Origin of the sequence: Phocaeicola paurosaccharolyticus JCM 15092, assembly GCF_000613805.1 — a bacterium.
Taxonomy (GTDB): domain Bacteria; phylum Bacteroidota; class Bacteroidia; order Bacteroidales; family Bacteroidaceae; genus Phocaeicola; species Phocaeicola paurosaccharolyticus.
The window spans coordinates 1-25,902 of sequence record NZ_BAJR01000032.1 but is presented as its reverse complement, the minus strand read 5'-3'; the positions used below and the strand labels follow the sequence as shown (position 1 = coordinate 25,902).

21 protein-coding genes and 1 pseudogene are annotated in these 25,902 nt (G+C 37.2%); 12 read left to right on the top strand and 10 right to left on the bottom strand.

All coding sequences use genetic code 11. The features are described from left to right. The first annotated feature begins 431 nt into the window (after positions 1-431). The 4 genes from JCM15092_RS11875 to kduI all read left to right on the top strand — a co-directional run bounded on the left by JCM15092_RS11875 (position 432) and on the right by kduI (position 4,531). Positions 432-1,226, top strand: coding sequence for a gluconate 5-dehydrogenase (locus JCM15092_RS11875; protein WP_024994854.1), 795 nt, complete (start codon positions 432-434; stop codon positions 1,224-1,226). 93 nt (positions 1,227-1,319) lie between these two features. Continuing rightward, positions 1,320-2,111, top strand: coding sequence for a DUF4350 domain-containing protein (locus JCM15092_RS11870; RefSeq protein ID WP_148296660.1), 792 nt, complete (start codon positions 1,320-1,322; stop codon positions 2,109-2,111). Positions 2,112-2,193: 82 nt separating this feature from the next. After that, on the top strand, positions 2,194-3,594 hold the full coding sequence (locus JCM15092_RS11865; RefSeq protein ID WP_024994852.1) for a PTS galactitol transporter subunit IIC: 1,401 nt from the start codon (positions 2,194-2,196) through the stop codon (positions 3,592-3,594). Between the two features lie 13 nt (positions 3,595-3,607). After that, on the top strand, positions 3,608-4,531 hold the full coding sequence (gene kduI / locus JCM15092_RS11860) for a 5-dehydro-4-deoxy-D-glucuronate isomerase (RefSeq protein WP_024994851.1): 924 nt from the start codon (positions 3,608-3,610) through the stop codon (positions 4,529-4,531). A gap of 112 nt (positions 4,532-4,643) precedes the next feature. Here the strand turns inward: kduI and JCM15092_RS15980 are convergent, their stop codons facing one another. Next, the gene (locus tag JCM15092_RS15980; protein WP_034541984.1) at positions 4,644-6,950 is read right to left on the bottom strand and encodes a beta-glucosidase; all 2,307 of its coding nucleotides are present in this window, start codon (positions 6,948-6,950) and stop codon (positions 4,644-4,646) included. A gap of 288 nt (positions 6,951-7,238) precedes the next feature. Between JCM15092_RS15980 and JCM15092_RS11850 the strand changes: the two genes are divergently transcribed. The 3 genes from JCM15092_RS11850 (at position 7,239) to JCM15092_RS11840 (ending at position 10,775) form a co-directional block, all read left to right on the top strand. Beyond that, on the top strand, positions 7,239-9,026 hold the full coding sequence (locus JCM15092_RS11850) for an alpha-L-fucosidase (protein WP_024994850.1): 1,788 nt from the start codon (positions 7,239-7,241) through the stop codon (positions 9,024-9,026). Between the two features lie 341 nt (positions 9,027-9,367). Beyond that, positions 9,368-9,904 (top strand): ferredoxin domain-containing protein, encoded by a 537-nt coding sequence (locus JCM15092_RS11845; RefSeq protein WP_024994849.1) that lies wholly within the window; start codon positions 9,368-9,370, stop codon positions 9,902-9,904. A gap of 88 nt (positions 9,905-9,992) precedes the next feature. Beyond that, positions 9,993-10,775, top strand: a complete 783-nt coding sequence (locus JCM15092_RS11840) for a TerB family tellurite resistance protein (protein WP_024994848.1) — start codon at positions 9,993-9,995, stop codon at positions 10,773-10,775. A 10-nt stretch (positions 10,776-10,785) separates the two neighbouring features. Here JCM15092_RS11840 and JCM15092_RS11835 read toward each other — a convergent pair whose 3' ends face one another. Further along, complete coding sequence (locus tag JCM15092_RS11835) at positions 10,786-11,337, bottom strand: DUF6144 family protein (protein ID WP_024994847.1); 552 nt, start codon at positions 11,335-11,337, stop codon at positions 10,786-10,788. Between the two features lie 315 nt (positions 11,338-11,652). Here JCM15092_RS11835 and JCM15092_RS11830 point away from each other — a divergent pair, with 315 nt between their 5' ends. After that, positions 11,653-12,624: a Gfo/Idh/MocA family protein gene (locus JCM15092_RS11830; RefSeq protein ID WP_024994846.1), complete on the top strand. Its 972-nt coding sequence runs from the start codon at positions 11,653-11,655 to the stop codon at positions 12,622-12,624. A gap of 72 nt (positions 12,625-12,696) precedes the next feature. On the opposite strand, the gene JCM15092_RS11825 is transcribed toward JCM15092_RS11830, so the two are convergent. Together JCM15092_RS11825 and JCM15092_RS11820 are read right to left on the bottom strand one after the other, a co-directional pair. After that, positions 12,697-13,851 carry an esterase gene (locus JCM15092_RS11825; protein ID WP_024994845.1) on the bottom strand — a complete coding sequence of 385 codons (1,155 nt, stop codon included), beginning with the start codon at positions 13,849-13,851 and terminating at the stop codon, positions 12,697-12,699. A 25-nt stretch (positions 13,852-13,876) separates the two neighbouring features. Continuing rightward, entirely contained in the window at positions 13,877-15,004 is a 1,128-nt protein-coding gene (locus tag JCM15092_RS11820; protein ID WP_034541981.1) for an esterase, read from the bottom strand. A gap of 357 nt (positions 15,005-15,361) precedes the next feature. Here JCM15092_RS11820 and JCM15092_RS15975 point away from each other — a divergent pair. The 4 genes and pseudogenes from JCM15092_RS15975 to JCM15092_RS11800 all read left to right on the top strand — a co-directional run bounded on the left by JCM15092_RS15975 (position 15,362) and on the right by JCM15092_RS11800 (position 19,434). Next, a pseudogene (locus tag JCM15092_RS15975) lies at positions 15,362-15,731 on the top strand (BlaI/MecI/CopY family transcriptional regulator). Between the two features lie 40 nt (positions 15,732-15,771). After that, entirely contained in the window at positions 15,772-17,682 is a 1,911-nt protein-coding gene (locus tag JCM15092_RS11810; protein WP_024994843.1) for a M56 family metallopeptidase, read from the top strand. 25 nt (positions 17,683-17,707) lie between these two features. Further along, on the top strand, positions 17,708-19,171 hold the full coding sequence (locus JCM15092_RS11805; protein WP_024994842.1) for a TlpA disulfide reductase family protein: 1,464 nt from the start codon (positions 17,708-17,710) through the stop codon (positions 19,169-19,171). A gap of 86 nt (positions 19,172-19,257) precedes the next feature. Then, positions 19,258-19,434 (top strand): DUF4250 domain-containing protein, encoded by a 177-nt coding sequence (locus JCM15092_RS11800; RefSeq protein WP_024994841.1) that lies wholly within the window; start codon positions 19,258-19,260, stop codon positions 19,432-19,434. A 17-nt stretch (positions 19,435-19,451) separates the two neighbouring features. Here JCM15092_RS11800 and JCM15092_RS11795 read toward each other — a convergent pair whose 3' ends face one another. The 6 genes from JCM15092_RS11795 to menD form a co-directional block, all read right to left on the bottom strand. Next, a complete protein-coding gene (locus JCM15092_RS11795) occupies positions 19,452-20,270 on the bottom strand; it encodes a LytR/AlgR family response regulator transcription factor (protein WP_024994840.1) in 819 nt (272 codons plus the stop codon). Between the two features lie 3 nt (positions 20,271-20,273). After that, entirely contained in the window at positions 20,274-21,035 is a 762-nt protein-coding gene (locus JCM15092_RS11790; protein ID WP_024994839.1) for a LiaF transmembrane domain-containing protein, read from the bottom strand. A 119-nt stretch (positions 21,036-21,154) separates the two neighbouring features. Next, positions 21,155-22,246 (bottom strand): AMP-binding protein, encoded by a 1,092-nt coding sequence (locus JCM15092_RS11785; protein ID WP_024994838.1) that lies wholly within the window; start codon positions 22,244-22,246, stop codon positions 21,155-21,157. Continuing rightward, positions 22,239-23,300, bottom strand: coding sequence for an o-succinylbenzoate synthase (locus JCM15092_RS11780; protein WP_024994837.1), 1,062 nt, complete (start codon positions 23,298-23,300; stop codon positions 22,239-22,241). The genes JCM15092_RS11785 and JCM15092_RS11780 overlap by 8 nt, the downstream gene beginning before the upstream one ends. Positions 23,301-23,395: 95 nt before the next feature. Then, the gene (gene menB, locus JCM15092_RS11775; RefSeq protein ID WP_024994836.1) at positions 23,396-24,217 is read right to left on the bottom strand and encodes a 1,4-dihydroxy-2-naphthoyl-CoA synthase; all 822 of its coding nucleotides are present in this window, start codon (positions 24,215-24,217) and stop codon (positions 23,396-23,398) included. A gap of 4 nt (positions 24,218-24,221) precedes the next feature. Further along, complete coding sequence (gene menD, locus JCM15092_RS11770; RefSeq protein WP_024994835.1) at positions 24,222-25,889, bottom strand: 2-succinyl-5-enolpyruvyl-6-hydroxy-3-cyclohexene-1-carboxylic-acid synthase; 1,668 nt, start codon at positions 25,887-25,889, stop codon at positions 24,222-24,224. Positions 25,890-25,902 lie beyond the last annotated feature (13 nt).

Here is a 25,902-nt window from a genome sequence, read left to right as displayed (position 1 = left end):
TTTGTAGTGAAAAAATGATCGTGTTAACGCACACGAGGGCGTAATTAATATTTTTTTTCTTGCTATTATTACTATATTTACTTCGCAAATGGTATATAATATTATGAAGGGCTCTTACCATTTTACAGACAAAAGCTTTTTGTATTTTAAAAAGGCATAATAATCTGGATTTATTGAATTGAATAAATCAGATATTAAGTTTTATAAATGGGTAAATGAACAGATTTTATCCTGTATGGGTGGGTAGGAATCTTTTTATTTAATATGAAAATGCACAAAAGTGATACACTGGATATAGAGGATAAAGCAGAAATTTAATGGCAGTTTCAAGAGCCACAAAATAGTATTCTTAATAAAGTGATACATGCAAAATCTTGATATATGAGTTTGCAAATGTTATAATATAAATCTAATTATAAACGAAAAAAATTATGGTTAACTTTTCATTGGAAGGAAAGATCGCACTCGTAACAGGTGCCTCTTACGGAATTGGTTTTGCAATTGCTTCTGCATATGCTGAAGCCGGAGCAAAGATTGTTTTTAACGATATCAAACAGGAACTTGTTGACAAAGGTATTGCTGCTTACAAAGAGATTGGTATCGAGGCACGTGGTTATGTATGCGATGTTACTAAAGAGGATCAGGTTAATGCTATGGTAGCTCAGATAGAGAAGGAGGTAGGTGTTATCGATATCCTTGTAAACAATGCAGGTATAATCAAACGTATACCAATGTGTGAAATGAAGGCTTCTGAATTTACTCAGGTCATTGATGTGGATCTTATTGCACCATTTATCGTATCAAAGGCAGTAATTCCTGGAATGATAAAGAAAGGTCACGGAAAGATTATCAACATCTGCTCAATGATGAGTGAACTTGGTCGCGAGACAGTTTCAGCATATGCTGCAGCTAAGGGAGGACTTAAGATGCTTACTCGCAACATCGCTTCTGAATATGGTGAATTCAACATTCAGTGTAACGGAATCGGCCCGGGTTATATCGCTACTCCTCAGACTGCTCCTCTACGTGAAATACAGCCAGACGGTTCACGTCATCCGTTCGACAGCTTCATTATTGCAAAGACTCCTGCTGCACGTTGGGGTAATACAGAAGACTTACAAGGCCCTGCTGTATTCCTTGCTTCAGATGCTTCTGATTTTGTTAACGGACATGTACTATATGTAGATGGCGGTATATTGGCATACATCGGAAAACAACCAAAATAATAGAAAATGATTGCAATCGTCCTTACAGCAAAATGCTGTGAGGACGATCTTATCAAATTAACGAACTGACGCACTAATATCAATTCATATATAATGAAATTAAGGATACTATTATACATTGCTGTTATGTTTATTGCATGTAATGCCATTACTGCAAAAAACAGATCAAATAAAATTGTCACTCTTGATAACTACTATAATCATGAGGTGAATAAAGAAGGCAATGTGTGGCATTATACTTGGGAAGATACTTCAATGGGAGGTTTTTCTGCTCTTGGAGAGCTGTTCAAGAAGGCCGGAGGTACTCTTAAAACATTATCACAGAAGCCAACGGAACAAACTCTGAAAGATAGCAAGGTATACATCATCGTTGATCCTGATACAGAGAAAGAGTCTCCTGCACCAAAATATATGGATGAGGAGGCTTCTAATACAATTATGGAATGGGTGAAAAAGGGTGGACGACTTGTCATCTTTACCAATGACAAAGGAAACTGTGACCTTCAGAAGATAAATATTCTTTCTGAAAAGGCCGGAATTCATTTCAATGAAAACAGTATCAGTAATGAACGTCCTTACTCAGGAGGCGAGCGTTTTTATGATGACTGTGCATTTACAAAATTCACAAAACATCCAATCTTTAAGGGGGTAACTAAAATCTTGTTGAAAGGTGTATGTACTATAAAATGTACTAAACCTGCACGTGGTATCCTCATGGCCGATGATGGATCTGCTGTAATGGCAGTTTCAAAGGTTGGGAAAGGACATGTTATAGCAATAACAGATCCTTGGCTGTATAATGAATACCTTGATGATTCTCATCTGCCTGATGACTTCACTAATGACATCGCAGCAGAGAACTTATCAAAGTGGTTACTTGATTGAACAATATTATAATTTTATAATAAGTCATTTTCCTGATTAAAACGAGCTCTATTAATAACTATTAAACAGAATAAAATAACAGATGGAACAGATTTTTTCCTATATCATAGGTATGGGAGCGGCAGTAATGATGCCGATTATCTTTACAATCCTAGGTGTCTGTATCGGTATAAAGTTCAGTAAAGCACTTAAAAGTGGTCTGCTTGTCGGAGTCGGCTTCGTAGGTCTCTCTATAGTTACTGCACTTCTTACAAGCAGCCTTGGCCCTTCATTGAGCAAGGTGGTTGAAATATATGGCCTTCAGCTTAAGGTTTTCGACATGGGATGGCCTGCAGCAGCAGCTGTAGCATACAACACCTCAGTCGGTGCACTGATTATCCCTGTATGTCTTACTGTAAACATCATTATGCTTGTTACAAGGACTACCCGTACAGTCAATATTGACTTATGGAACTATTGGCACTATGCATTTATAGGTGCTATAGTATACTTTGCTTTCGACAACATCTTCTGGGGCTTTTTTGCTGCTATAATCTGCTATATCATAACACTTGTCATAGCGGACTACACAGCCGAAAAGTTTCAGGGTTTCTATAAAGATATGGATGGAATCTCAATACCACAGCCATTCTGTGCAGGTTTCGTCCCTTTTGCCATAATAATCAACAAGCTTCTTGACAAGATACCGGGATTTGACAAACTAAATATCGATGCAGAAGGAATGAAGAAGAAGTTCGGCCTTCTTGGTGAGCCTCTCTTCTTGGGTATACTTGTTGGATGTGGCATAGGCATGCTTGCATGTAAGGATGGTCAGGATATGATTGATAATATCCCTGCAATATTGGGACTTGGTATAAAGATGGGTGCAGTTATGGAACTTATTCCAAGAATAACTGTTCTTTTCATTGAGGGCCTGCGTCCAATATCAGATGCAACTAGAGAACTTATCGCTAAGAAGTTTAAGGGTGCAGTAGGTCTTAATATCGGTATGAGTCCTGCATTGGTTATCGGTCATCCTGCAACTTTGGTAGTATCACTTCTGCTTATCCCTGTTACAATATTTCTTGCTGTAATACTTCCGGGTAATCAGTTCCTTCCACTTGCATCACTTGCAGGAATGTTCTATCTTTTCCCATTGGTATTACCATATACAAAGGGTAACGTGGTTAAGACTTTCATCGTAGGACTTGTTATAATCCTTATAGGACTGTATCTTGTAACTATACTTGCTCCATTCTTTACAGAGGCTGCTCAGGATGTGTATCAGAAGACAAAAGATGGTGCTGTGAATATACCTGCAGGATTCCAAGGTGGTGCACTTGACTTTGCCGGAAGTCCTTTAGGATGGATAATATTTGAACTTACATATGGATTTAAGTATATTGGTGCTGCTATTTTGATTATAATTACAATGATAAGTTTGATTTTCAATAGAAGAGCTATAATCAAATATCAGCGTGAGCATAAAGAAACAGATAAATAGAAACAATATTAATATGAAAAAAAGAGTAATTACAATTATGTTAGGTTTAGCTACACTTGCAACAGCAAATTCACAGGTGAATTATACAATTCAGACAGCTTGCAATCCTCAGGATGTTAAAACATATGATACAAAAAGATTGCGTAGCAGTTTCCTTATGGAGAAGGTAATGGCTCCTGATGAGATAAATGTTACATACTCAATGTATGACCGTTTTATCTTTGGTGGTGCCATGCCAAGTACAAAAGAGCTGGTACTTGAAACCATTGAGCCTTTAAAAGCGCCATACTTCCTCTATTCAAGAGAACTTGGTGTAATTAATATCGGTGGTGAGGGCATAGTAACAGTAGATGGCAAAGAGTATGAACTTAAATTTAAGGATGCTCTTTATGTAGGAAGAAGTAGTGAGAAGGTTACTTTCAAGAGTAAGAGCTCATCAAATCCTGCAAAATTCTATATTAACTCTGCTCCTGCTCACAAGGAGTACAAGACTCAGCTTATTACTATCGATGGACGTAAAGGTTCTTTGAAAGCAAACTCTTTCCCAGCAGGAAAAATGGAGGAGAGCAATGATCGCGTAATCAATCAGCTTATCGTAAAGAATGTTCTCAAAGAGGGACCTTGTCAACTTCAGATGGGACTTACAGAGTTGAAGCCAGGTAGTGTATGGAACACAATGCCAGCTCACACACATAGTCGCCGCATTGAGGCTTACTTCTACTTAAATGTACCTGAGGGAAATTCTATCTGTCACTTTATGGGAGAACCTCAAGAGGAGAGAGTCGTATGGATGCAGAACGAACAGGCTATCATGTCGCCTGAGTGGTCTATTCATGCAGCTGCCGGAACAAGCAACTATGTCTTTATATGGGGTATGGCCGGTGAGAATCTTGACTATTCAGATATGGACAAGATCAAATATACCGAGATGAGATAATTTCAGTTTATACATAACAAAAGGGGATAAGCCATGTATGATAACAGGCTTATCCCTTTTTTATTAATGGTATTTGTAGTTCTATTTTATCTCTGATACTAATTTATAAATGCTATTTCATAACATCATGGCATTTAACTATGCCAGCAGATACTTTGAACTCTACATTCTGGCGTATATCTGCCGCTGATGCTGCAAATCGTGCAATGTATGTTCCTTTATCAGTAACAAAAGAGCTACTCTTCTCATCATATGATGCAAGATCATAGTTTGTGAATGTCATCTTGATCTGCTGACTTTCTCCTGGTTGTAATTCGTGAGTCTTTGCAAAAGCCTTCAACTCGAATGCAGGTTTGTCCAACTCTCCGGCAGGTGCAGTAACATATAACTGAACAGCCTCTTTTCCTTTGCTATTTCCAACATTCTTTACTGTAACGGTAGCTATGTATCTATCTCCTTTTCTTTGGACTTTTGCATCAGAATATTCGAATTTAGTATAACCTAAACCAAATCCAAATGGATATGATACCTCTTTACCGGCTGTCTGGAAATAACGGTATCCTACATTAATGCCCTCTTCATAACGAGTCTCTCCCAAATTAGGGATCTTGTTTATATCATATTGCTTTTTGAAAATTTCATCTCTCCAGTTAAATCCGTTAGGGAAGTTTTTAGTAGAGGGAACATCAGTAAGTTTAATAGGCCAAGTCATAGTAAGTTTACCTGAAGGATAACTCTTTCCGATAAGCACATCAGCTATACTGTTACCTGCTTCCATGCCAGGTTGCCATGCCAAAAGTATAGCATCGGCATATTTCTGTATAGGTGCAGTCTCAATAACACCTCCGACATTCAGAATTATAATAACTTTTTTCCCTTTGTTGTGGAATGCTTTGTATGTCTGTTCCAGCATATCCATTTCGTCAGAATTAATGTTAAAGTCCTCAAAAGTTCTATCGCATCCTTCTCCGGAACTTCTTCCTACAGTAACAATAGCTATTTCATTTCTCTCGGCTGCATTGATATAAGTATATTCTCCCATTGAAGGTTCCTTTACTCTTGGTCTTGGGAAGTAACCATTTGTAGTAAATGTTCCCATTTCAGATTCAGCCTCATGGTGAGCATACTCCTTATATTTTGCATATACAGTCTTCAGGGTATCGTCAATAATCATTCCTGCATTGTCAAGTCCTTTTAATAGGTCTATTACATATGGTTTGTTTACATTTCCTGAACCAGTTCCACCTGCATATAGATCATAAGATGTATGTCCGAAGAGTGCAACCTTTCTTATTTTTGACTGTATAGGAAGAGTATTATCATCATTTTTCAGAAGTACCATGCCTTCAGGAGCTGCCTTACGTATCTTTTCAGCGTGAGCATTCAGATTCGGTTTATTGGAATATTTATAGCCCATGTATCGAGGAGTCTTTACAACATATTCAAGAATGCGTTTAAGATTTCTATCTACATCAGCCATTTTGATGCTACCATCCTTAAGTCCATCTACAATATGTTTAATCTGTTCTGCATTTCCAGGCATCATAAGATCATTGCCTGCATTGACCTGAGCCTTTGTATTACGTGTCCCAGTCCAGTCGGTAATTACAATGTTTTTATAACCCCATTCATCACGAAGTATTGTAGTCAGGAGATCTTTGCTTTCCTGTGTATATACACCGTTAATATAGTTATAACTGCTCATGATAGTCCATGGCTGGCTTTTCTTAACCATAATCTCGTATCCCTTAAGATATATTTCTCTTAGGGTTCTTTGACTTATAACGGCATTGTTGTGAGTACGGTTACCTTCCTGGTTATTTCCTGCAAAATGTTTAGGTGAAGTTCCAACACCATTACTCTGAATGCCATTAATAATAGCTGCAGCAATTAATCCTGAAACGAATGGATCTTCTGAATAATATTCAAAGTTTCTTCCGCATAGAGGGTTTCTCATGATATTCATTCCGGGTCCCAGAACAACATCTACACCATACTCTTTAACTTCGTTACCAAAGATTGTTCCCAGGTTGTATGCTAGCCCGGTATCCCAAGTTGATGCTATCAGTGATCCGATAGGGAATCCTGAGCAATAATAGCTGTTTTGATCATTCTTACGTTTAGGAGCTATGTTCACACCTGCAGGTCCATCTGACATTACAGTATGTGGGATTCCAAAGCGTTCAATATTAGCTGTGTTTCCAGCAGCTCCAAGTACTATAGCCCCAGCATTTGGATCAGGATCTGTAGGCAATCCCCAATATGAATGACCGAATGAATATCCGGTAAGCATCTTTGCTTTTTCCTCGATACTCATCTCTTTAATTACCTTGTCGATATTCTTCGGTGTCAGCTTTATTTGTGCAGACAGAGTCGAACCTATCAGCAAGGCAGAAATAACTAAGAAAGTTTTTTTCATATATTATTAGTGGTTAGTTTCTCCAAAATTAAATTATTATATCTTTATTTAAAAAGGATATGCAGTTTTTGTACCTTCCAATTATCACAGTAACAGTAAATAAATTAGATAGAATAGCATCAGAGATGATGTGCAAGACTTTAATAAGTAGATTATTAGGTTGCATATGCATTTATAAAAACTTAAATATTATTTATTTATTATTTTTCTCTATATTTATCTGGCAATAAATGAAATAGCAGAATAGTGTTATAAAGGCAGACACTGCAATTATTAAATCTAATATAAATGAAGAAACTTACCCTATTGATGTTGTTTATAATGACGACATCTCTTATTTCAAGATCACAAGAGCCATTCGGTCCGGTTCCTACACAAAGTCAACTTGATTGGTATGATATGGAACGATATGCTTTCGTTCATTTTTCAATAAACACATTTACAGATCAGGAGTGGGGCTTTGGTGATGAATCTCCGCAACTGTTTAATCCGACACGACTTGATTGCCGTCAATGGGCTAAAGTATGTAAGGAGGCAGGATTGAAAGGAATTATTCTCACTGCAAAACATCATGCGGGATTCTGTCTGTGGCCATCAAAATATACTGATTACTCGGTAAAGAACTCTCCTTGGAAGAATGGCAAGGGTGATGTAGTGCGAGAACTTAGTGAGGCATGTAAGGAATATGGTTTGAAAATGGGAATATACCTCTCCCCATGGGATAGAAACAGAGCAGACTATGGAGAACCTTCGTATATTGAATATTTTCGTAATCAGCTGACAGAACTTCTGACCAACTATGGTGATATTTTCGAGGTATGGTTTGATGGTGCGAATGGGGGTGACGGATATTATGGAGGTCAGCGTGGAAGGCGCAATATTGACAGATCAAAATATTATGACTGGAATAATACAATTGCTTTAGTGCGTAAGTTGCAGCCAAACTGTATCATTTGGAATGAAGTTGGTCCTGATATACGTTGGTGTGGTAATGAACAAGGTTCAATAGGAGAGACCAATTGGGCAAGATATGACTATTCCGCACATATACCGGGTGAGCCTGATAATGCGACTCTTAGAAGTGGAGAAATAGATGCTCCTAATTTTGTGCCTGCAGAAGTAAATGTATCAATACGTCCAGGATGGTTTTATCATAAGTTTGAGGACTTAAAGGTAAAGTCGTTATATAAGCTGACAAATATATATTACAACTCTGTTGGAAGAGGTTCTACTTGGCTTCTTAATTTTCCTATAGACTGCGAAGGACGCATAAATGATATTGATGCCAAAGCAGCTATTGAGTTCAATAACTATCTGAAAAGTATATATAAGGAAAATCTTGCAAAAGATGCTTCTGAGAGAACTGTTGATAACAGTATGACAGTATCATTTAAAAAGGCTGTCACATTTACTCAGTTAATATTAAAAGAGGATATACGTAAAGGACAGCGTATTAAAGGTTTTGAAGTGGAGGCTTTAATTAATGGAGATTGGAAAACGATAGCAAAAGGAACAACTATTAGCCATAAGCGTATATTACTTCTGCCGGAAACTACAGCATCAGAAGTCAAGATTGCATTCCATACAGATGCTTCTGAACTGATATTCCCAAAAGTGGAGATATATAATGTCCCTGAACTGAAAGAGCCTGAAGATATGGAGAGTTATGACTTTGACAGGGCAAAATGGAAAATAGTTTCTCCTGATACAGTTGCTGCAAGTCAGATACTTGATGGAAATAAAAAAACAATGCTATGGCTCGACAAAGGTTTCCCTGTAGATATTGTTATAGATATGACAGAAAACAATAGTATCAGCGGATTCAGATATCTACCGGACCAAGGAGACTACTTCCTGCGTGGTATAATAACTCATTATGAGTTTGCAGTGTCAATGAATGGAAAGGAGTGGACTAATGTGAGTAGCGGTGAATTCTCTAACATATCTAATAATCCACTATGGCAAGTAGTAAAGTTCGATAAGAAGATAAAGACTCGCTTTATCCGTTTCCGTGCCATTCGCAACTCCAAAGGGTGGGGTGATTTCGGCTGTGCTGAGCTTGATGTCCTGAAATAGTCGGAAAGTTTCCTTGTACTAATTAATTTAGTTTAGGCAGTTATATCATAACTATGTATGGCGGAATAGATGAAAGTTGATCATTCTCACTATTCTGCCATACTTTTTATAATAAATTACTTTCTGGCACAATAATTGCTTTCAATAATTATATGAGTTGTCTGTAATATCATACGACTATAAACTTTAAAAGACTTTTGGTTTTATAATAGTGTCAGGCACCTTTCTTAATTTATAGTTGAGATGAAAATATCTTTTTTTTATTTATATTTGAATGATAATATCTTCATGTATATATTGTGCATGTTATTATTATTGTCCAATAAGAAAACCAAAGTATTATGATACTAAACGAAAGAGATGAGAGGCACGAACATGTGCTCAATGTTGTGAGGCAGATGATGACTGCTGCTCGTACAGCTCCAAAAGGAAAAGGCGTTGATATCATCGAAGTTGCTGCGGTAACAGGTGATGATATTATAAGAGTTAGCGAAGAGTTGAAAAGTGTGTTCGAAGAGAATGGCTTTAAATTCTTTCTGCGTGATGCTGAAAATATTCTCTCTGCAGAGGCAATTGTGTTGATTGGAACTAAGGAGCAGGCTCAAGGACTGAATTGCGGACATTGTGGATATAATCGCTGTGCTGACAGAAAAGAGGACGTACCTTGTGCTATAAACTCAATTGATGTTGGTATTGCAATAGGCTCTGCTTGTGCAACAGCTGCTGACAATAGAGTAGACACTCGTGTTATGTTTTCGGCAGGACTTGCAGCTCAGCGTTTGGGAATACTTGAAGGCTGCCGTCAGGTTATGGCCATACCGGTAAGTGCTTCATCAAAGAATCCTTTCTTCGATAGAAAACGAAAAGAACAGAATTGATAATAGAATTTTAAATAAAGCATGCAACTCATATAGATGCATGCTTTATTAGTACAATTATGGGTAAATTTAGACTAAAGAGATAAACATGGCATATGGTAAATGGATAGGGGGATTTCTGGGATTTATAAATACACATAGTGTTCTTGGAGCAATAGCCGGATTTGTTCTAGGTTCAATATTTGATGTATTCACGGACAGAAATCGGGGTGAAAGATATTCGGGAATGTCTCCTGAAGATATACAAAACAGTCAGCAGGATGGAGCACGTAACGGATTCTTATTTTCACTTATGGTTCTCTCTGCTCACATCATACAGGCAGATGGTAAGATAATGCATTCGGAAATGGAACTTGTAAGGACGTTCCTTAGAAATTCGTTTGGGGAGAATGCTGTTGCTCAAGGTAATGAGATTCTTCATAAACTATTTGACTATCGAAAGCAAAAAGGTGAATATGTATGGAAACAGCAGATACGCTCATCTTGTCAGGAGATGGCTATGTCAATGCCCGAAGAACATAGGGTGCAACTAATAGCTTTTTTGGCTCAGATAGCAAAGGTAGATGGACGTGTTGACGCAGCGGAACTTGAGGCGATAAGGGAGATAGCACAGAACCTGAACCTTAATCCTGATATAGTGGACAGTATGTTTGCTTTAGGTGGCTCCTCACTGGAGGATGCTTATAAGGTACTTGGAATTTCATCTAGTGCAACCGATGATGAGGTAAGGAGTGCCTATAGAATGATGGTGATGCAAAATCATCCAGATAAGGTAGCTAACCTTGGTGAGGATATACGCGAAGCTGCAACTAAGAAACTTCAGGAGATAAATAATGCTAAGGAGATAATATACAAAGCAAGACATATGTAGTCTTGCTTTTTTATAATAATATTTTATAAATACATCTTTCACCACCTCTATGTATTGAGGATACAACTGTAGCTGTCACTTGATATCCTAAGATGAACGAGAACATCCTTTCAGCGAATCCTTCGGAACAGTAGCACATGGCAGGATAAAGTTTTCCAACTGTATCTTTCATAAGAGGACATACACATACGTTCTTATTCTCATTTATTATCAGAGTCTTACCATCATTCTCAAAATTACATATCCATCCCCAATCTTTTTCTAGAAAAGAGATGAACTTCTTTATGTCACCTTTATATTGAGCCATATTGGTTTCCACATTCTGATTTTCATACTCAGCAATTGAGGCAGACTTTATTATTTTTCTACGGTCTTCTTCACTGAGGTTCTGATCAACATTCTTCAGAACTTCAAGAATCCAATTCACTTGCATCTGCTTTGGAGGTGCTGCTTTAACATCCATGTTCTCAAATATCTTTGCATTTGCAATATTGCTTAATCCACAAAGACACATTGTTCCTAGACAGGCTTTTCTGACAAAATCACGTTTGGAATCATCCATAGTTTTTAGCTTTTATTTTTATAGTATTTTATTCAGACTTGAGATCTACTCTATGTCTTTCATTAGACATTTTGATATAGGTAACTATTAACTAATTGCATTATTATACTGTATATATATTCGCAAGATAGTCTGATAGAAACTTTATTAACAATATTAATTGTATGCTCTTGATTATAAAAGTAACAAATATATTTTATTTTCTATTTGTAAGTCAGCTTGTTAGACGCAGTATTATGTTTTTTTAATTTAACTAAAATGGAACTAGTTGTAATAATTAATATATTTGAATAAATAATATTTAAACCCAAACCTATGTTTAAACTTGGTATAATAGGAACAGGCTGGATAGCTGAGAAGATGGCTGCCACTCTCTCTCCACTTGAAGGTTATTGTGTATATGCTATAGCTTCAAGATGCAAAGAAAATGCAGATCGTTTTGCCAGTAATTGGAATATTGGAAAAGCATATGATAGCTATGACAAGTTAGTTGAGGATAAAGATATCGACTTGGTATACATTGCAACTCCTCACTCTCATCATTTTGAGCACGCCATGCTTGCTATAAATGCTGGAAAGCATGTATTAGTTGAAAAAGCTTTTACAGCCAACAGCCGACAAGCTGAGGAATTAATTTCAGCAGCAAGAAATAAAGGTGTGTTTATCACAGAAGCAATATGGACCAGATATATGCCACTATCTGCCAAAATCAATGAGCTAATAAACAGAGGATTGATAGGTAAGCCACGTGTACTTACTGCTACACTATGTTATATGATGGAGAATAAGGAGCGTATACTTAAACCTGAACTTTGTGGTGGAGCATTGCTTGATTTAGGGATTTATACGCTCAACTTTGCAAGAATGTACTTTGGCTCTGATATTGTAAAGAGTGTAAGCAATTGTATATTGGGATCTACTGGTATGGATATGCACGAGTCTATATCACTCACATATGCTGACGGAAAGATGGCAAACCTTCAGTCAGGTGCTCTCTGCCTAAATGACCGACAGGGAATAATAAGCGGAACAGAGGGGTATATAAGGGTAGATAATGTTAATTGTCCTACTCAGGTAGATGTTTATCAGAATTATGTTCTCAATGGAACTTATAGATCAGCCAGAGAGATGATAACAGGGTATGAGTATCAGGTTATTGAGAGTAAAAGATGTATTGAGGAGGGACTTCTTGAGTCGCCTATGATGCCTCATGCGGAGACAATAAGCATAATGAAGCAGATGGATGAACTTAGAAAGGAGTGGGGAGTGAAATATCCTATGGATTAACTTCCAATCGAAATATATAATAAAGCGAGTCTGGTGGTTTGCCAGACTCGCTTTATTTTTATTGTACTTATTCTATTTAAAAAGTCTCTGTGATACCTCATTGATATATTTCCTGCAGTTCATCCAAGTGTGAGATCCTTCACTGAATAGTGTATTATGTTTTATACTCTTATCAGAAAGTATCTTATCCAACTGAGTTGAGGAGTTAAATAAGAAGTCGCTCTTTCCACAACTTAACCAAAGTAGTTTAAGTTGATTGTTCAACTCTGTTGGTGCTGCATATAGGTCAGAAAAACTCTTCTCAATCTCGGGACCGAAGATGGCTGGTGCGAAAGCACATACCCAATGGAATTTGTCTGGGTTTGATAAACCTGCAGCCAATGTCTGACGTCCGCCGAGTGAGAATCCTGCGATGGCACGGTTGTCTGCATCGGTAAGTACTTTATAGTTACTCTCAACGAAAGGAATTATCTCTTCAATAATCTCTTTTGTGACATTATCAGTTGCTAAGACATCTTGTTGAACATTCATCTTGCGGTTTTGCATCTCCGGATATGCATTTGCATATGGCATTACGATAATCATCTTTTTTGCAGCTCCCTCTGCTATGAGGTTGTCGAGTATAACATTTACTTTACCTACCTTGAACCATGTTTCATAAGTATCAGTCATGCCATGGATAAGATATAGAACAGGATATTCTGTTGTCCCATTAGGATCATATCCAGCAGGAGTATATACACACATTGGACGATCGAATCCGTAAACATCAGAGTGGTAGTAGCGGTATTGTATACGTCCGTGAGGGACGTCTTTAATGTCCTGGACTGATTGCTCTGCACCTTTTACATCAACAAGACTGTTCTTGAAATTCTCATTTGGGAAAATGTAGAAGTTGTTTGGGTCAGTTACCTGAGTTCCATCGACAATGAAACAGTATGGATAAATATCTGCCATTTCAGGTGTGACTGTAACCTGCCATATACCCTTCTCATCTTTCTGCATAGTTTTATTGCCTGCGAACATCTGACAGTTCAACTCTACTTTTTCAGCTTTTGGTGCACTGAAACGGAAAGTGATAGTCCCATCCTTATTATATTCAGGAGAGATAACCGATGCAGGGAAAAGGCGTTTCATAACATCAGGAGTAAGACGCTGCTGTGCTATTACATTTATGGTTGAACAGACAGATAACAATATGCTTGCTAATAATATAATTTTTTTCATCTTCTTTGTTTTTAAGCACTTTCAATTATTTATTTTGAAACATTAGGCGGAATGAGCGGTCAAGGAAATATTTTGCATTCATCCATGTATGCCCGAATTTACCAACAGTCTGTTCCTGAACACTCTTTATTCCTTTCTTGTTAAGGAACTGCATGAAGTCGTTGGCGTCATCATATAGGAAATCGTCTTTGCCAACACCTAACCAGAATAGATGTATGTCGTTGTTTGTTTTCTTTGTATTATCGAATACATTCTTGTACATATCCGATGAGTATCCATGTAGGAAAGAACTGTAAGAACATATATTTGAAAACAGCTCTAAGTGGCCTATTCCATTAGCCAATGCTTGTGCTCCTCCTCTTGAGAAACCACCTATACCACGATGGTCTCTGTCGTTTACAGTGCGATAATTCTTCTCTACATAAGGCATAAGTTCTTTGATAAGCATTTCGCTGAAGAAATCTTTCATGCCAAGCTCTTTCTGCTTATCTGCAGGTAGGAGATAGGTAGGATTGCCATAAGGCATTACTACTATCATATCTTTTGCTTGTTTGGCTGCGATTAGGTTGTCGAGTATGAAATTGGTACGTCCAACTTTGAAGTATGTCTCCTCAGTATCCGTTGTACCACTTATGAGATAGAATACAGGGTATTTCTTTGTAGGATTCTGATCGTAGAATGGTGGAGTATATATCACAACTTGCTGAAATGTTCCAAGGGATGGTGAATAGAATGTATCGTAGTTCACACTTCCATGAGGTACATTCTGGACTGAGTGGATAAGTGGTTTATCTCCTCTTATATCTACCAAACTGTTCTTGAACTTTTCGTTAGGGAACCATTCTGGGTTTTGAGGATCCATGATTGATACATCATCAACCTGAAAAGAATATGGGTACATGTCAGGAGCAGCAGGGCCTAAGGTAACGCTCCATACTCCATTTTCACCCTTTGTCATAGCTTTCTTACCGGCAAACTGCACATCAACAGTAACCTCTTTGGCATTTGGAGCCAATAAATTGAATGTTACTGTATTGTCAGCATTAACAACCGGCGATTGTACCATTACGGGTCTGCCTCCTTGTGGTTGTGAGTAGCCGGCAGATACTGCTGCAAAAAGCAGTATACCGATCAGTGTAAATTTAAGTTTCATAGTATTATTGATTATTTATTATCGGTGATAAAAATATATAAAAATAATTTATTAACCTAAGTCTATGGCGCTCTTTTTTAGAGACTTACCTCTACTTATTGTACAAATATTTCTATTTTCTGCATTTGAATAAAAATACGAAACTCGTTGTATATTAGTGCAAGAATGCAATATATGAGAATGTTGATAGTGTATTAAATTTTTAATAAGTCATTAATATCAGAATTTGTCACTACTCAAGATAATTATGTAAAAAACAGTTCTTAACTACTCTTTATAGTTTATTAACTATAATAATTAGTTTGTAAACTAAAAGTTTTAGTTATTTGTTCCCAGATAATAAAAACAGAATAAGATATGAAATCATTAACGTCTAAGGAAGAGGAAGTTATGGACTTTTTTTTGGGAAAAGGGTCCATTGTTTGTAAAAGAGTTATTAGAGTTCTATGATGAACCTAAGCCTCATTTTAATACACTATCTACTATAGTTCGTACTTTAGAGGAAAAAGGTTTTGTTGCACATAAGGCATTTGGAAATACTTACCAATATTATGCAACAGTGAGTGAAGATGAATTTAGAGATTCCACACTAAAGGGAGTAATAAGTAAATACTTCAATAATTCATATTTAGGTGTTGTCTCTTCACTTGTAAAACAAGAAGAGGTCTCTTTAGATGAGTTGAAGAGATTAATCAAAGAGGTCGAAAATGGGAATAGAGATAAATAGATAATCTCATTACCTATCTGAACCAATAAAAAATAATACTATGGGACTATTATTTGTATACATACTTAAATCATCTTTTTCGCTGGCGCTTTTTTATCTTTTCTATAAGCTCCTGCTTAACCATGATACTTTTCATCGGTTCAACCGCATTATGCTGTTGGCATTGATTGTTATTTCTGCTCTTTTGCCATTGGTAAGTACCACAATCGCACATCCAACTCAGATAAATCACTCTTTCATGACTATTGAGGATATGCTGATAATGCAATCTATGGCTACGGTTAGTGAAGCTGATGTAATAAGTAAACCGCAATTTACATGGTACCAGATAGTGGTATTAGTATACTTTATAGGTTTATTATTCTTTATGATGCGTAATATCTGGTCAATATACAGTATTGTCAAGCTTATTAAGAGAGGAAGGGTAGTTGAGGACAATCATAAAGTTAAGATTATAGTTCATGATAAGAAACTTCCACCTTTCAGCTGGTTAAAATATATATTGATATCCGAGAAAGATTTCAATGAAAACAGTGCAGACATACTCACTCACGAGAAGGCACATATATCGAGACATCACTCATACGACATCATAATTGCGGATATATTTATTTTTATTCAGTGGTTTAATCCTGCTGCCTGGCTTTTAAAGCAGGAGCTAAAGAATATTCATGAATTTGAGGCAGATGATATGGTACTAAGAAGTGGTGTAGATGCAAAGAAATATCAATTACTATTAATAGAGAAAGCTGTTGGGCCCAAATTATATTCTATAGCCAACAACTTCAATCACAGTTCACTTAAAAAAAGAATTACAATGATGCTTAAGAAAAAATCAAACCCATGGGCACGTATGAAATATATATACGTATTGCCTGTAGCAGCATTGGCTGTAACAGCTTTTGCTCGTCCTGAAGTAAACGATGAACTGGAACGTTTGTCGGAAGTAAAAATCTCAGAAGTCTCTTCTTCTATAAAAGAGAGCATTGCACTGCCTGAGCAGATAAAGGAGATTGTTGAAATGGATAAAGACGCTAAAAGTGCAGCTATTGCTGATCAAGATGATAAGCAATCAAAAAAACTCTCATTACGTGTTGTTGATGATAGTGGTAATCCTATAAAGGGTGCAGCTGTAGTGATTGAAGGGCTGAATGATGGTGGAATTACGGATAAGAATGGACAATTTTCTATTAATACAAATATAGGAGATGTGATATGTATCTCATTTGTAGGAAAGGAGTCATTGAGATTCCCTGTAAAAGAGAGCATGATGAATATGAAATCAAATTTGATGATGTTCGACCAAGTCAAAAGAATGGATGATGTTGTGGTGATAGGATACGGAGAGAGGAAAGAAAAGATGCAGCAAGGTAATGATGAAGATCCTGTCTTTATGGTTGTTGAGGAGATGCCCGAATTTCCTGGTGGTATGGGAAAATGTATGGAATATCTTGCAAAGAATATAAAATATCCTGTTAAGGCACACCAGAATGGAACAGAGGGCAGAGTTATGGTTCAGTTTATTATAGCAAAAGATGGCTCAGTAAAGAATCCTTTTGTCGTTCGTTCCGTATCTCCTGAACTTGACGCTGAAGCTATCAGAGTAGTAAAGGGTATGCCTAACTGGACACCTGGAAAGCAGAGGGGAGAAAATGTTAGCGTTAAATTTACAATCCCAATATCATTTAAACTCGCGCCACAAAAAGTTGAAGGAGATGGGGGAAAACCTATATCATTATTCAATGGCTCAATGAAACTAAGCGATAAAGAGTTACCATTAATCATTGTTGATGGTAAGGCTATAACTAATGAACAGATGAATAGTCTGGATCCTAAATCAATAGAATCCATTTCAGTAAATAAGGAAAAAACTTATACAGATAAATATGTAGCTGAGTATGGTGAAAAAGCTAATAATGGGGTGGTGATTATCACTATCAAAAAGAAATAATCTTGCTAAACTTTAAAAATAATATATGAAGAAATTATTTATATCTATTGTCATCGTTTTGATGGCAATAGATATTCATGCACAAAAAGAGTTTACTATTGAAGGAGATGTGAAAGCTCTAAAAGAGGGTACTATCATCAATTTATTTCTTATGGATGGTAACGCTGGTAGGATGATTGCATCAGATACTATAGGAGTTGATGGGAAATTTATCTTTAAGACTAATATAGAGGATAAAAATATAGTGAAGTATTCAATTATAGGGATAGGTGAGGAGCTCCCACCTATGTCATTGGACCTCTATGGCGCAGCTGGTAAAAAAATAAGTGTAACTGGCAATGATGAATTGATATATACATGGAAAGTCAATAGTGACATTGAGCAACAGAAAGATAGAGCGAAGTTTATAGAGAACTCTCTTGCAGAGTGGAAAGAGGTTCAGAAATTATACATTAAGGCTTCCAAGAAAGGTTTGGAACAAGAAGAAAGAAAAAAAATATTAAAGTCTATTGATAGTCTGGAAAGTAAGATTGATGAAAATTATATAGTTCTGATGAAGACAATGAATAGGTCGGAGATATGGCTTGAAGAGTTATCAAAACTTAGTAGAAAGGCTTCTTATTTAGGAAAGGCTTTCCCATTTAGAGAAGATATTATAAATTTATATGAATCGCTGGATAAGGAGCAAAAAAAGTCTCTTATTGGCTTGAAAATAGAGGCAAATCTATTTCCTCCCAAAGTTGTTGAGGTTGGTGATATAGCGCAAGATGCAGATCTGTTTGACCTGAATGGAGAAAAGCACCATCTATCTGATATGAGAGGTAAATATATTCTTATGGATTTTTGGAGTAGCGGATGTGGCCCTTGTATAATGGCTATTCCTGAGATGGGAGAGATTTCTGAACTCTATAAAGATAAATTGGAAGTGGTGAGTCTGAGTATTGATCGTATGAAAAGTTGGAAAGATGCATCAGCACAACATAAGATGACATGGCATAACTGGAATGAGATGAAAGAGGATGGTGGTATATATGCACACTATGGTGTAAGGGGTATTCCTTTTTATGTTATTATCTCACCTGAAGGAAAGATTATTTCTAAATGGACTGGCTATGGAAAAGGCTTATTAAAAATGAAGATGAAGAGATGGATTGTAGATACTCCAAGCAAAGTAGCTCAGAAATCTTCTGCAGACAATATCGTTATAATGGATGTAAAAAGTGAGAATGACTCAACTAAGGTTATATTAAGAGTTTATCAGGCCCCTAATTTTTGGGTAAAAATATCATCTGATACACATATTAAATTACAAGACGGTACAACACTCAAAATAAAGGGAGCTGATAAAATTAAGTTGGATGAGGAGCACTTTTTCCGCGATGAATTCTCGGAAGATTACTCTCTCTATTTCGATAAGCTTCCTGAAGGGTGTAAGCAGTTTGATTTCATTGAGAGTGAAGGGTGGGTTATAAAAGATGTAACTCTTTAGCAAGTAGGAAAAAGAGTGTAGATAAGAGATGTTATTTCAACAGAAATGATTAATTTTTGCATCCGGTATTAAATAGGATGTAAAAGATGGAATTACCTCAGGATCCGATGATGCTCTTCAGCGTCATCAATATGAAATTGAGAGACTGCTACTCATCACTTGATGAACTCTGTGATGATATGAACGTAGACAAGCAGTCAATAATTGAAAAGCTCAAAACCGTAGGTTTTGAATATAACGAACAGCAGAATAAGTTTTGGTAATTTATTCTGCTGTTTTTCTATATGTTTAGCCTCTCTTTAAGTAATTTGTATCCAGACAGACTAACTTTCAGACTCTTGCCACTCTTCATAATGAGCGAGTAGCTCTCTTTTCCATAAAGTTCTAATCCGGATATATGCATTATATTCACTATAGTAGAACGGTGAATACGTAGGAATGTATTTGGTGGAAGATGACTTTGAAAGTACTTCATAGTCTGCTCCTTAATATATTCATTATTTTCGGTGAAGATACTCACATAATCCCCACAGGCATTTATATATACTATATCCTCAATCTTTATTATTGCTATTTTATTCTTGCTTCTTACTGTTACAGTATCAATGGTCTCCTCTGCATTTTCTACTGACTCTTCCTGCTCATCTTCTGCAACTATTGATCTATCTTTTTCAGGAATCTCTTTCCCATCCTCTCTTTTCTGTTCAATACTCTTATACCAAAGCAAAATAGAGATGAAGATAGGTGGTGCAATAAGCAGTCGGATAGGCACTGTATCAATAAAAGAGAGATAGTCATATGAATCTACAGATAAAATTATCTGATTTATAATGAAACATCCTCCAAGCCATAATAGTGTCTGAGTCAATATGGTAACACTTTGTACTATCACTCCTCTTATAAAGTTCATTATATACCATACCGGATATGATATTAAATATATCAGTGCAGCTGATGTTATGCAGTCGGTAATAGTATAGATGAAGGATATGGAGTAGATGTTTGACATTAGTGCTGCGTACAGCAATGACATTATTAATGTAAATACAATAATAGATATCCACCTTGAAGGATAATATATTATAGGATGTATATTCATCAATTACTGTTTTATATCCAGACCTCCGAAAGATATATTGCCCTTTATTGTAAGAACCTTATTATTATCAACGGCTCCATATCTCTTGTAGTCGCAGCCCCCCAAGAACACATTACATTTATTGACAACCTTCCAATCGGATGGGATGTATATCTCTATACCACTGAATTTACAATCGATGTTGAGTATGCATTCTCCCTCTTGTATATTTGTATGACGCAGATCTATAACTGATCCTCCAAATGATACAGCAATATCTCCTCCTTTGAATGTCTCATCGAAAACGACATGCTTTATAAAGCCGAAGCTGTTTTCAGATTTCAGATATCCGTCAATAGATTCATTGGAATATGTTTTAAAATCAGCATTGTCTATATTCTTATTAAAGGGTCCTTTAAAATAATGATGTCTTCTGCTAAATCTGTTTGGCCTAAAGAGTAGATAAATACCACCGATAACTAATATTGTTGGCCAAAGCATCTCATTCATTCCAAATGGCACTTGTGGCAACTTGTCAAGTGTATGAAAAAGTCCGACGGCTGCAATTATGCCACCCCAAAGATAGCTTTTCTTACAAATAAGATATATACCCAAAATAATAAGTAGTGATGCCCAAGAAACTAATATATTGAACATGTCATTGCTTAAGTATCCGAAGTTTCTGGCAAACATTAATGCTCCTGTTGCAATAAGAGTAAATGTAAGGAAGTACTTGAACAGACTAAAACCTGTTTGTCTGAATTCATTTTTTTCTTCTGTTTCCATAAATTAATAATTAATGATTATGCCACAAATGTATTTTAATCCTTATTATTTGAACAGTAAAAAACCATTGTTGAGGTATTGTAACCGATGAATGCCTGAAAAAATCGACAAACAGAGGTCTATTTTTCTTTCGCAATACACTTTGCTGCAGCCCTGTCAGGCTTTCCACTACCTGTCATAGGCAGTTTGTCGATAAAGATAATCTCTTTTGGTCTCCAATACTGTGGTAGTACATTGATGCATATCTCTTCTATTTCATCTCTTGATTCCTCTTCACATTGTGCAAGCAACACTATTATACTTCCGAATTTCTCATTCTCTTTTCCTGTTATCATGAAAGGGAATGATAGCATATCGCTCAGGCGGTTTTCCACCTCCTCAATCTGTATCTTTATCCCTCCGCTGTTGATGATATTGTCATGACGACCTATGATTTTAAACTCTCCTAAGCAATTTACCTCTGCAATATCATTTGTAATAAGTCTGTTATGACAAATCTCCGGGGCATCGATAATCAGTGTGCTCTCGGTTGTGAGTGAAACCTTTATGCCATCAAGAGGTCTGTACCAATATGACCTGTTACTTCCTGTAAGCTTTCTCATTGCCACATGTGATAGAGTCTCAGTCATTCCGTAAGTAGACCATATATTATTTGGCATCCCGCATAGCTCTTTCTCTACTTTTGCATCAATAGCTCCTCCACCAACAATAACCTCACGAATATTCATCAATTTTATCTTTTCGCTATCATTGCTAAGTGAGTTGAATATCTGTAGTGGAATCACAGATGCAAATGTCACCTTCTCGTTAAGATCCTTAAGTGGATGTCCTGTTGGCACTCTGCATATCAGATTCAGTCCTCCCACAAGAGCTCTTACCACCATCATTTTACCTGCTATATAGTCCATTGGCATACATAGCAAAGCTGTGTCTCCCTTATGCAGGTTAAGGAAAGATAGTGTATTTCTTGCACTTGTCATCATTGCTGTTTTCTCAGCAAACATACTCTTTGGTTTCCCTGTTGAACCGGATGTATGGACAAGTATGGTTTCATCTTTCTTCCACCACTCGTTAAGGAAAGATTTTATACTCGAGTAGAAACTGTTCAGTGCCTCATCATCGGATTTAAGATCATTGATATTCTCCTTTGAGTAGGTCTCTCCATCAATACAGATTGTCTGATTATCAATATCTCTGTTGAATTTATTCATATTGTAACCATTTTATTATGTCTGGTTCACTTTCCATATTGTTATAGCAAAGGGAATCATGATTAATGTATAGAGGTGAATCGATATTGTCGGTGAAGAGCAGACCTGTACCAAGACCTTGAGGGAGAGTGTGACTGATAGTCGCACACCACTGTGCTATAGCATTAAGCCCTATATTAGATTCCAGTGCTGAAGTAGCCCAGAAGCCTACCTCTCTCTCCTTTGCCAGATGAATCCACTCTTCACAACCGTAAAGACCTCCGTGAAGAGATGGCTTAAGTATTATATATTGCGGTTTTATAGTTTCCAGAAGTTCAATTTTCTTCTCTTTGTCGTTTACACCTATCAACTCTTCATCAAGTGCAATAGGCAGTGGAGAGTTTTTACATAGTTCTGCCATCATCTGCCAGTTTCCTGCCTTTATAGGTTGCTCTATGGAGTGTATGGAAAATTTTGAGAGTCTTGTAAGCTTCTCGAGTGCATCCTCTGTCAAGAATGCTCCGTTGGCATCTACTCTAAGTTCTATCTGTTTCTCACTGAAGTGCGACCTTATGAGCCGAATCAGCTCTATCTCTTTCTCGAAGTCTATCGCACCAATTTTTAACTTGACACAGTGAAAGCCATCTCTCAGTTTTTCCTCTATTCTGTTATACATCTCATCAAAACTTCCCATCCAGATTAATCCGTTGATGGTAATTCCCTCTTCACCTCTGGAAAATGGTGTATTCCAGAATTTGAGACCTCCTGCACGAAAATGGAGCAGTGCCATCTCCATAGCGAAATGTATTGAAGGATAATCTTTGAGTGCTGCATGATCAAGAATGCCTGTATCAGCAAACTCTTTTGTATGCTTATACAGCATCTCCTCGTATTGAGGAATATCATCGCAGCTTAGAGCAGGCAAAGGTGCACATTCACCTATGCCAAAGTTTCCTGTCTCATCATCTTTGATGATTATGAACCATAGCTTGCGTGTGGTATAGATACCTCTGGATGTACCGGCAGGTTGTTTGAAATGAAGTAATTTCTTCTTAATCTGAATTGAATAACTCATAATTTTAACTTCTGTACCTATAACTCCACAAAAAAATAATTGCGGTTTGTTTCTAATATTAATTAAAAACAAACCTTATAGTTGATATAACTCTGTTATGGGAATTTAGGATAATCCCTGAAACGAGGTTTTCTCTTCTCAAGGAATGCCTTACCGCCCTCTTGTGCCTCATCGGTCATATAGTATAGCATGGTTGCATCACCTGCTAGCTCCTGTATTCCTGCTTGTCCATCAAGTTCAGCATTTAGTCCGGCCTTAATCATTCTCAGAGCAAGAGGACTATGTTCCATCATCTTCTCAGCCCATTCCACAGTCTCATCCTCAAGTTGGTCGAAAGGTACAACCTTGTTTACCAATCCCATGTCAAGAGCTTCCTGAGCTGAGTATTGGCGGCAAAGGAACCAAATTTCGCGTGCCTTTTTCTGACCGACAATTCTTGCAAGGTATGAAGAGCCGAAACCGGCATCAAAGCTACCTACTTTAGGACCTGTTTGTCCGAATATAGCATTCTCGGATGCAATAGATAGGTCGCATACCACATGGAGCACATGTCCACCACCAATAGCATAGCCATTAACCATTGCAATGACAGGCTTTGGAAGAGAGCGGATTTGTTTCTGTACATCCAGCACATTCAGGCGAGGTACACCATCTGTGCCCACATATCCTCCATGTCCTTTTACGTGCATGTCACCACCGCTGCAGAATGCCTTGTCGCCCGCACCGGTAAGTATTACTACATCTATGTCCTGGTTTTCACGGCAAATATAAAAGGCATCACTCATCTCGGCTACAGTAGTAGGAGTGAAGGCATTGCGGTATCTCTCACGGTTTATTGTGATTTTTGCTATTCCCTTATAATAGTCGAAGAGTATCTCTTTATACTCTTTTATCTGTTTCCATTCTCTTTTATTCATGGTATCATCTGTTTTTTATTGAATGATAATATTCTCTAAGTAGTGTGGTATCTTTTTCCTTATCCGTAAATACTTCGATAAGCATAGGCTTTGGTAGCTCTTCGTTTGTAGTGAACTCATCAATATAGTTTTTTAGCTCTTCTTGATTACTTATACTATGATATATAAAGCCTCTCTCTTCAGCCCATCCCTTTGCAGAGGTTTTATGTTCTGCCGTAATGAATTTACGCGATTGGCTCTTACTGTCCATACCTGGAAGTGTATGGAATATTTCACCACCTTCATTATTTATCACCATTATTCGTATGTTCCCTCGGAAATTATTGCTCCATAGAGCATTCATGTCATAGAAGAAACTCAAATCACCGATTATGATGAAGTTTATATTCTCGGAGGTAGCAGCATATCCCAAAGCTGTAGATAGAGAACCTTCAATGCCGCTAATGCCCCTGTTGCAGCAAATTTCTGTAGTCGAAGGTATTTTAAAGAGTTGTGCATAGCGCACTGTAGAGCTGTTGGCAAGGTGAAGTGAAGATGGCTGTGGTAATCTTCTAATTAAATCTCCTATTACAGATATATGTGAGAACTCAAGAGATGGCTCCGGTATTGACAGGCAATAGTTCTCCCACATCATAGGGAACATAGTACTTTTTCCTTCAATTAGGAATGCAATCTTCTCAAGGAATTCAAAAGGGTCCATCTCGATGACAGTGTTCAGACAACCAAAAAGATCTGCCACTTTTCCATCAGCTGATATGTGCCAATGCTCTTTTGGTGGGTTCTCTCTGAGATATTTCTTAAGCTGTTTTGATACAACATGTCCTCCATAAGTTATAAGCAGTTCAGGGCGCATCTCCTCTTTCTTTTCAGGAGTCATGCTATATATGGCAGCGTCGAAGTTCTTTATAGCATATCCGGGTATTGTCTGGTTACTTAGATGTTCCGTTAGCCATGCAAACTGTTTTGAGAGAGCTTTTACATATTTTTTTTCGAAGAGATAGATAAGGTTCATCTGTCCTACGATTGCCATACGTTTGGTATAGCTGTTGAGGCGTGCAATAAGTTCATTATAATCTCTGTCATAAACATTCAATCCTTGGTATCGTGTAATCACCCTTGCCTCTGGCAACTCTTTAGCAGTGAATCTGTAGATTGGTTCCGAGATAGGCACATTGATATGTACCGGTCCCTTGCCATGGTGAGTTGTCTCTATAATTGCTTCGTTGATAAGGCGGTTGCAATACCACTCATCCTCATCAGAGTTTACCTCCGGAAGGTTCACCGATAGCTTAACCAGTTTACCGAATATATCAGGTTGCGGCATGGTCTGTCCATCCATCTGTCCAATCCATGCTGCCGGACGGTCTGCCGAGATAACGATAAGAGGTATTTGTTGATAAAAAGCTTCAGCAACAGCCGGGTAGATATTGAGTAGGGCAGAGCCTGATGTGCAACATATTGCAGCTGGTCCGCCACCTTGTAGGGAGAGTCCTATGGCAAAGAATCCGGCACTTCTCTCATCAGTTATCGAATAACATACGAAATCCTCAATGTTTGATAGTGTATGAACAATAGGAGCATTTCTGCTTCCCGGACATAAAACAATTTTTTTCACTCCATGAGCCTTTAATAAGGCAGCAAGTTGAAGAATACTCTTTTTATCTGAATACATATTGATAATGTAT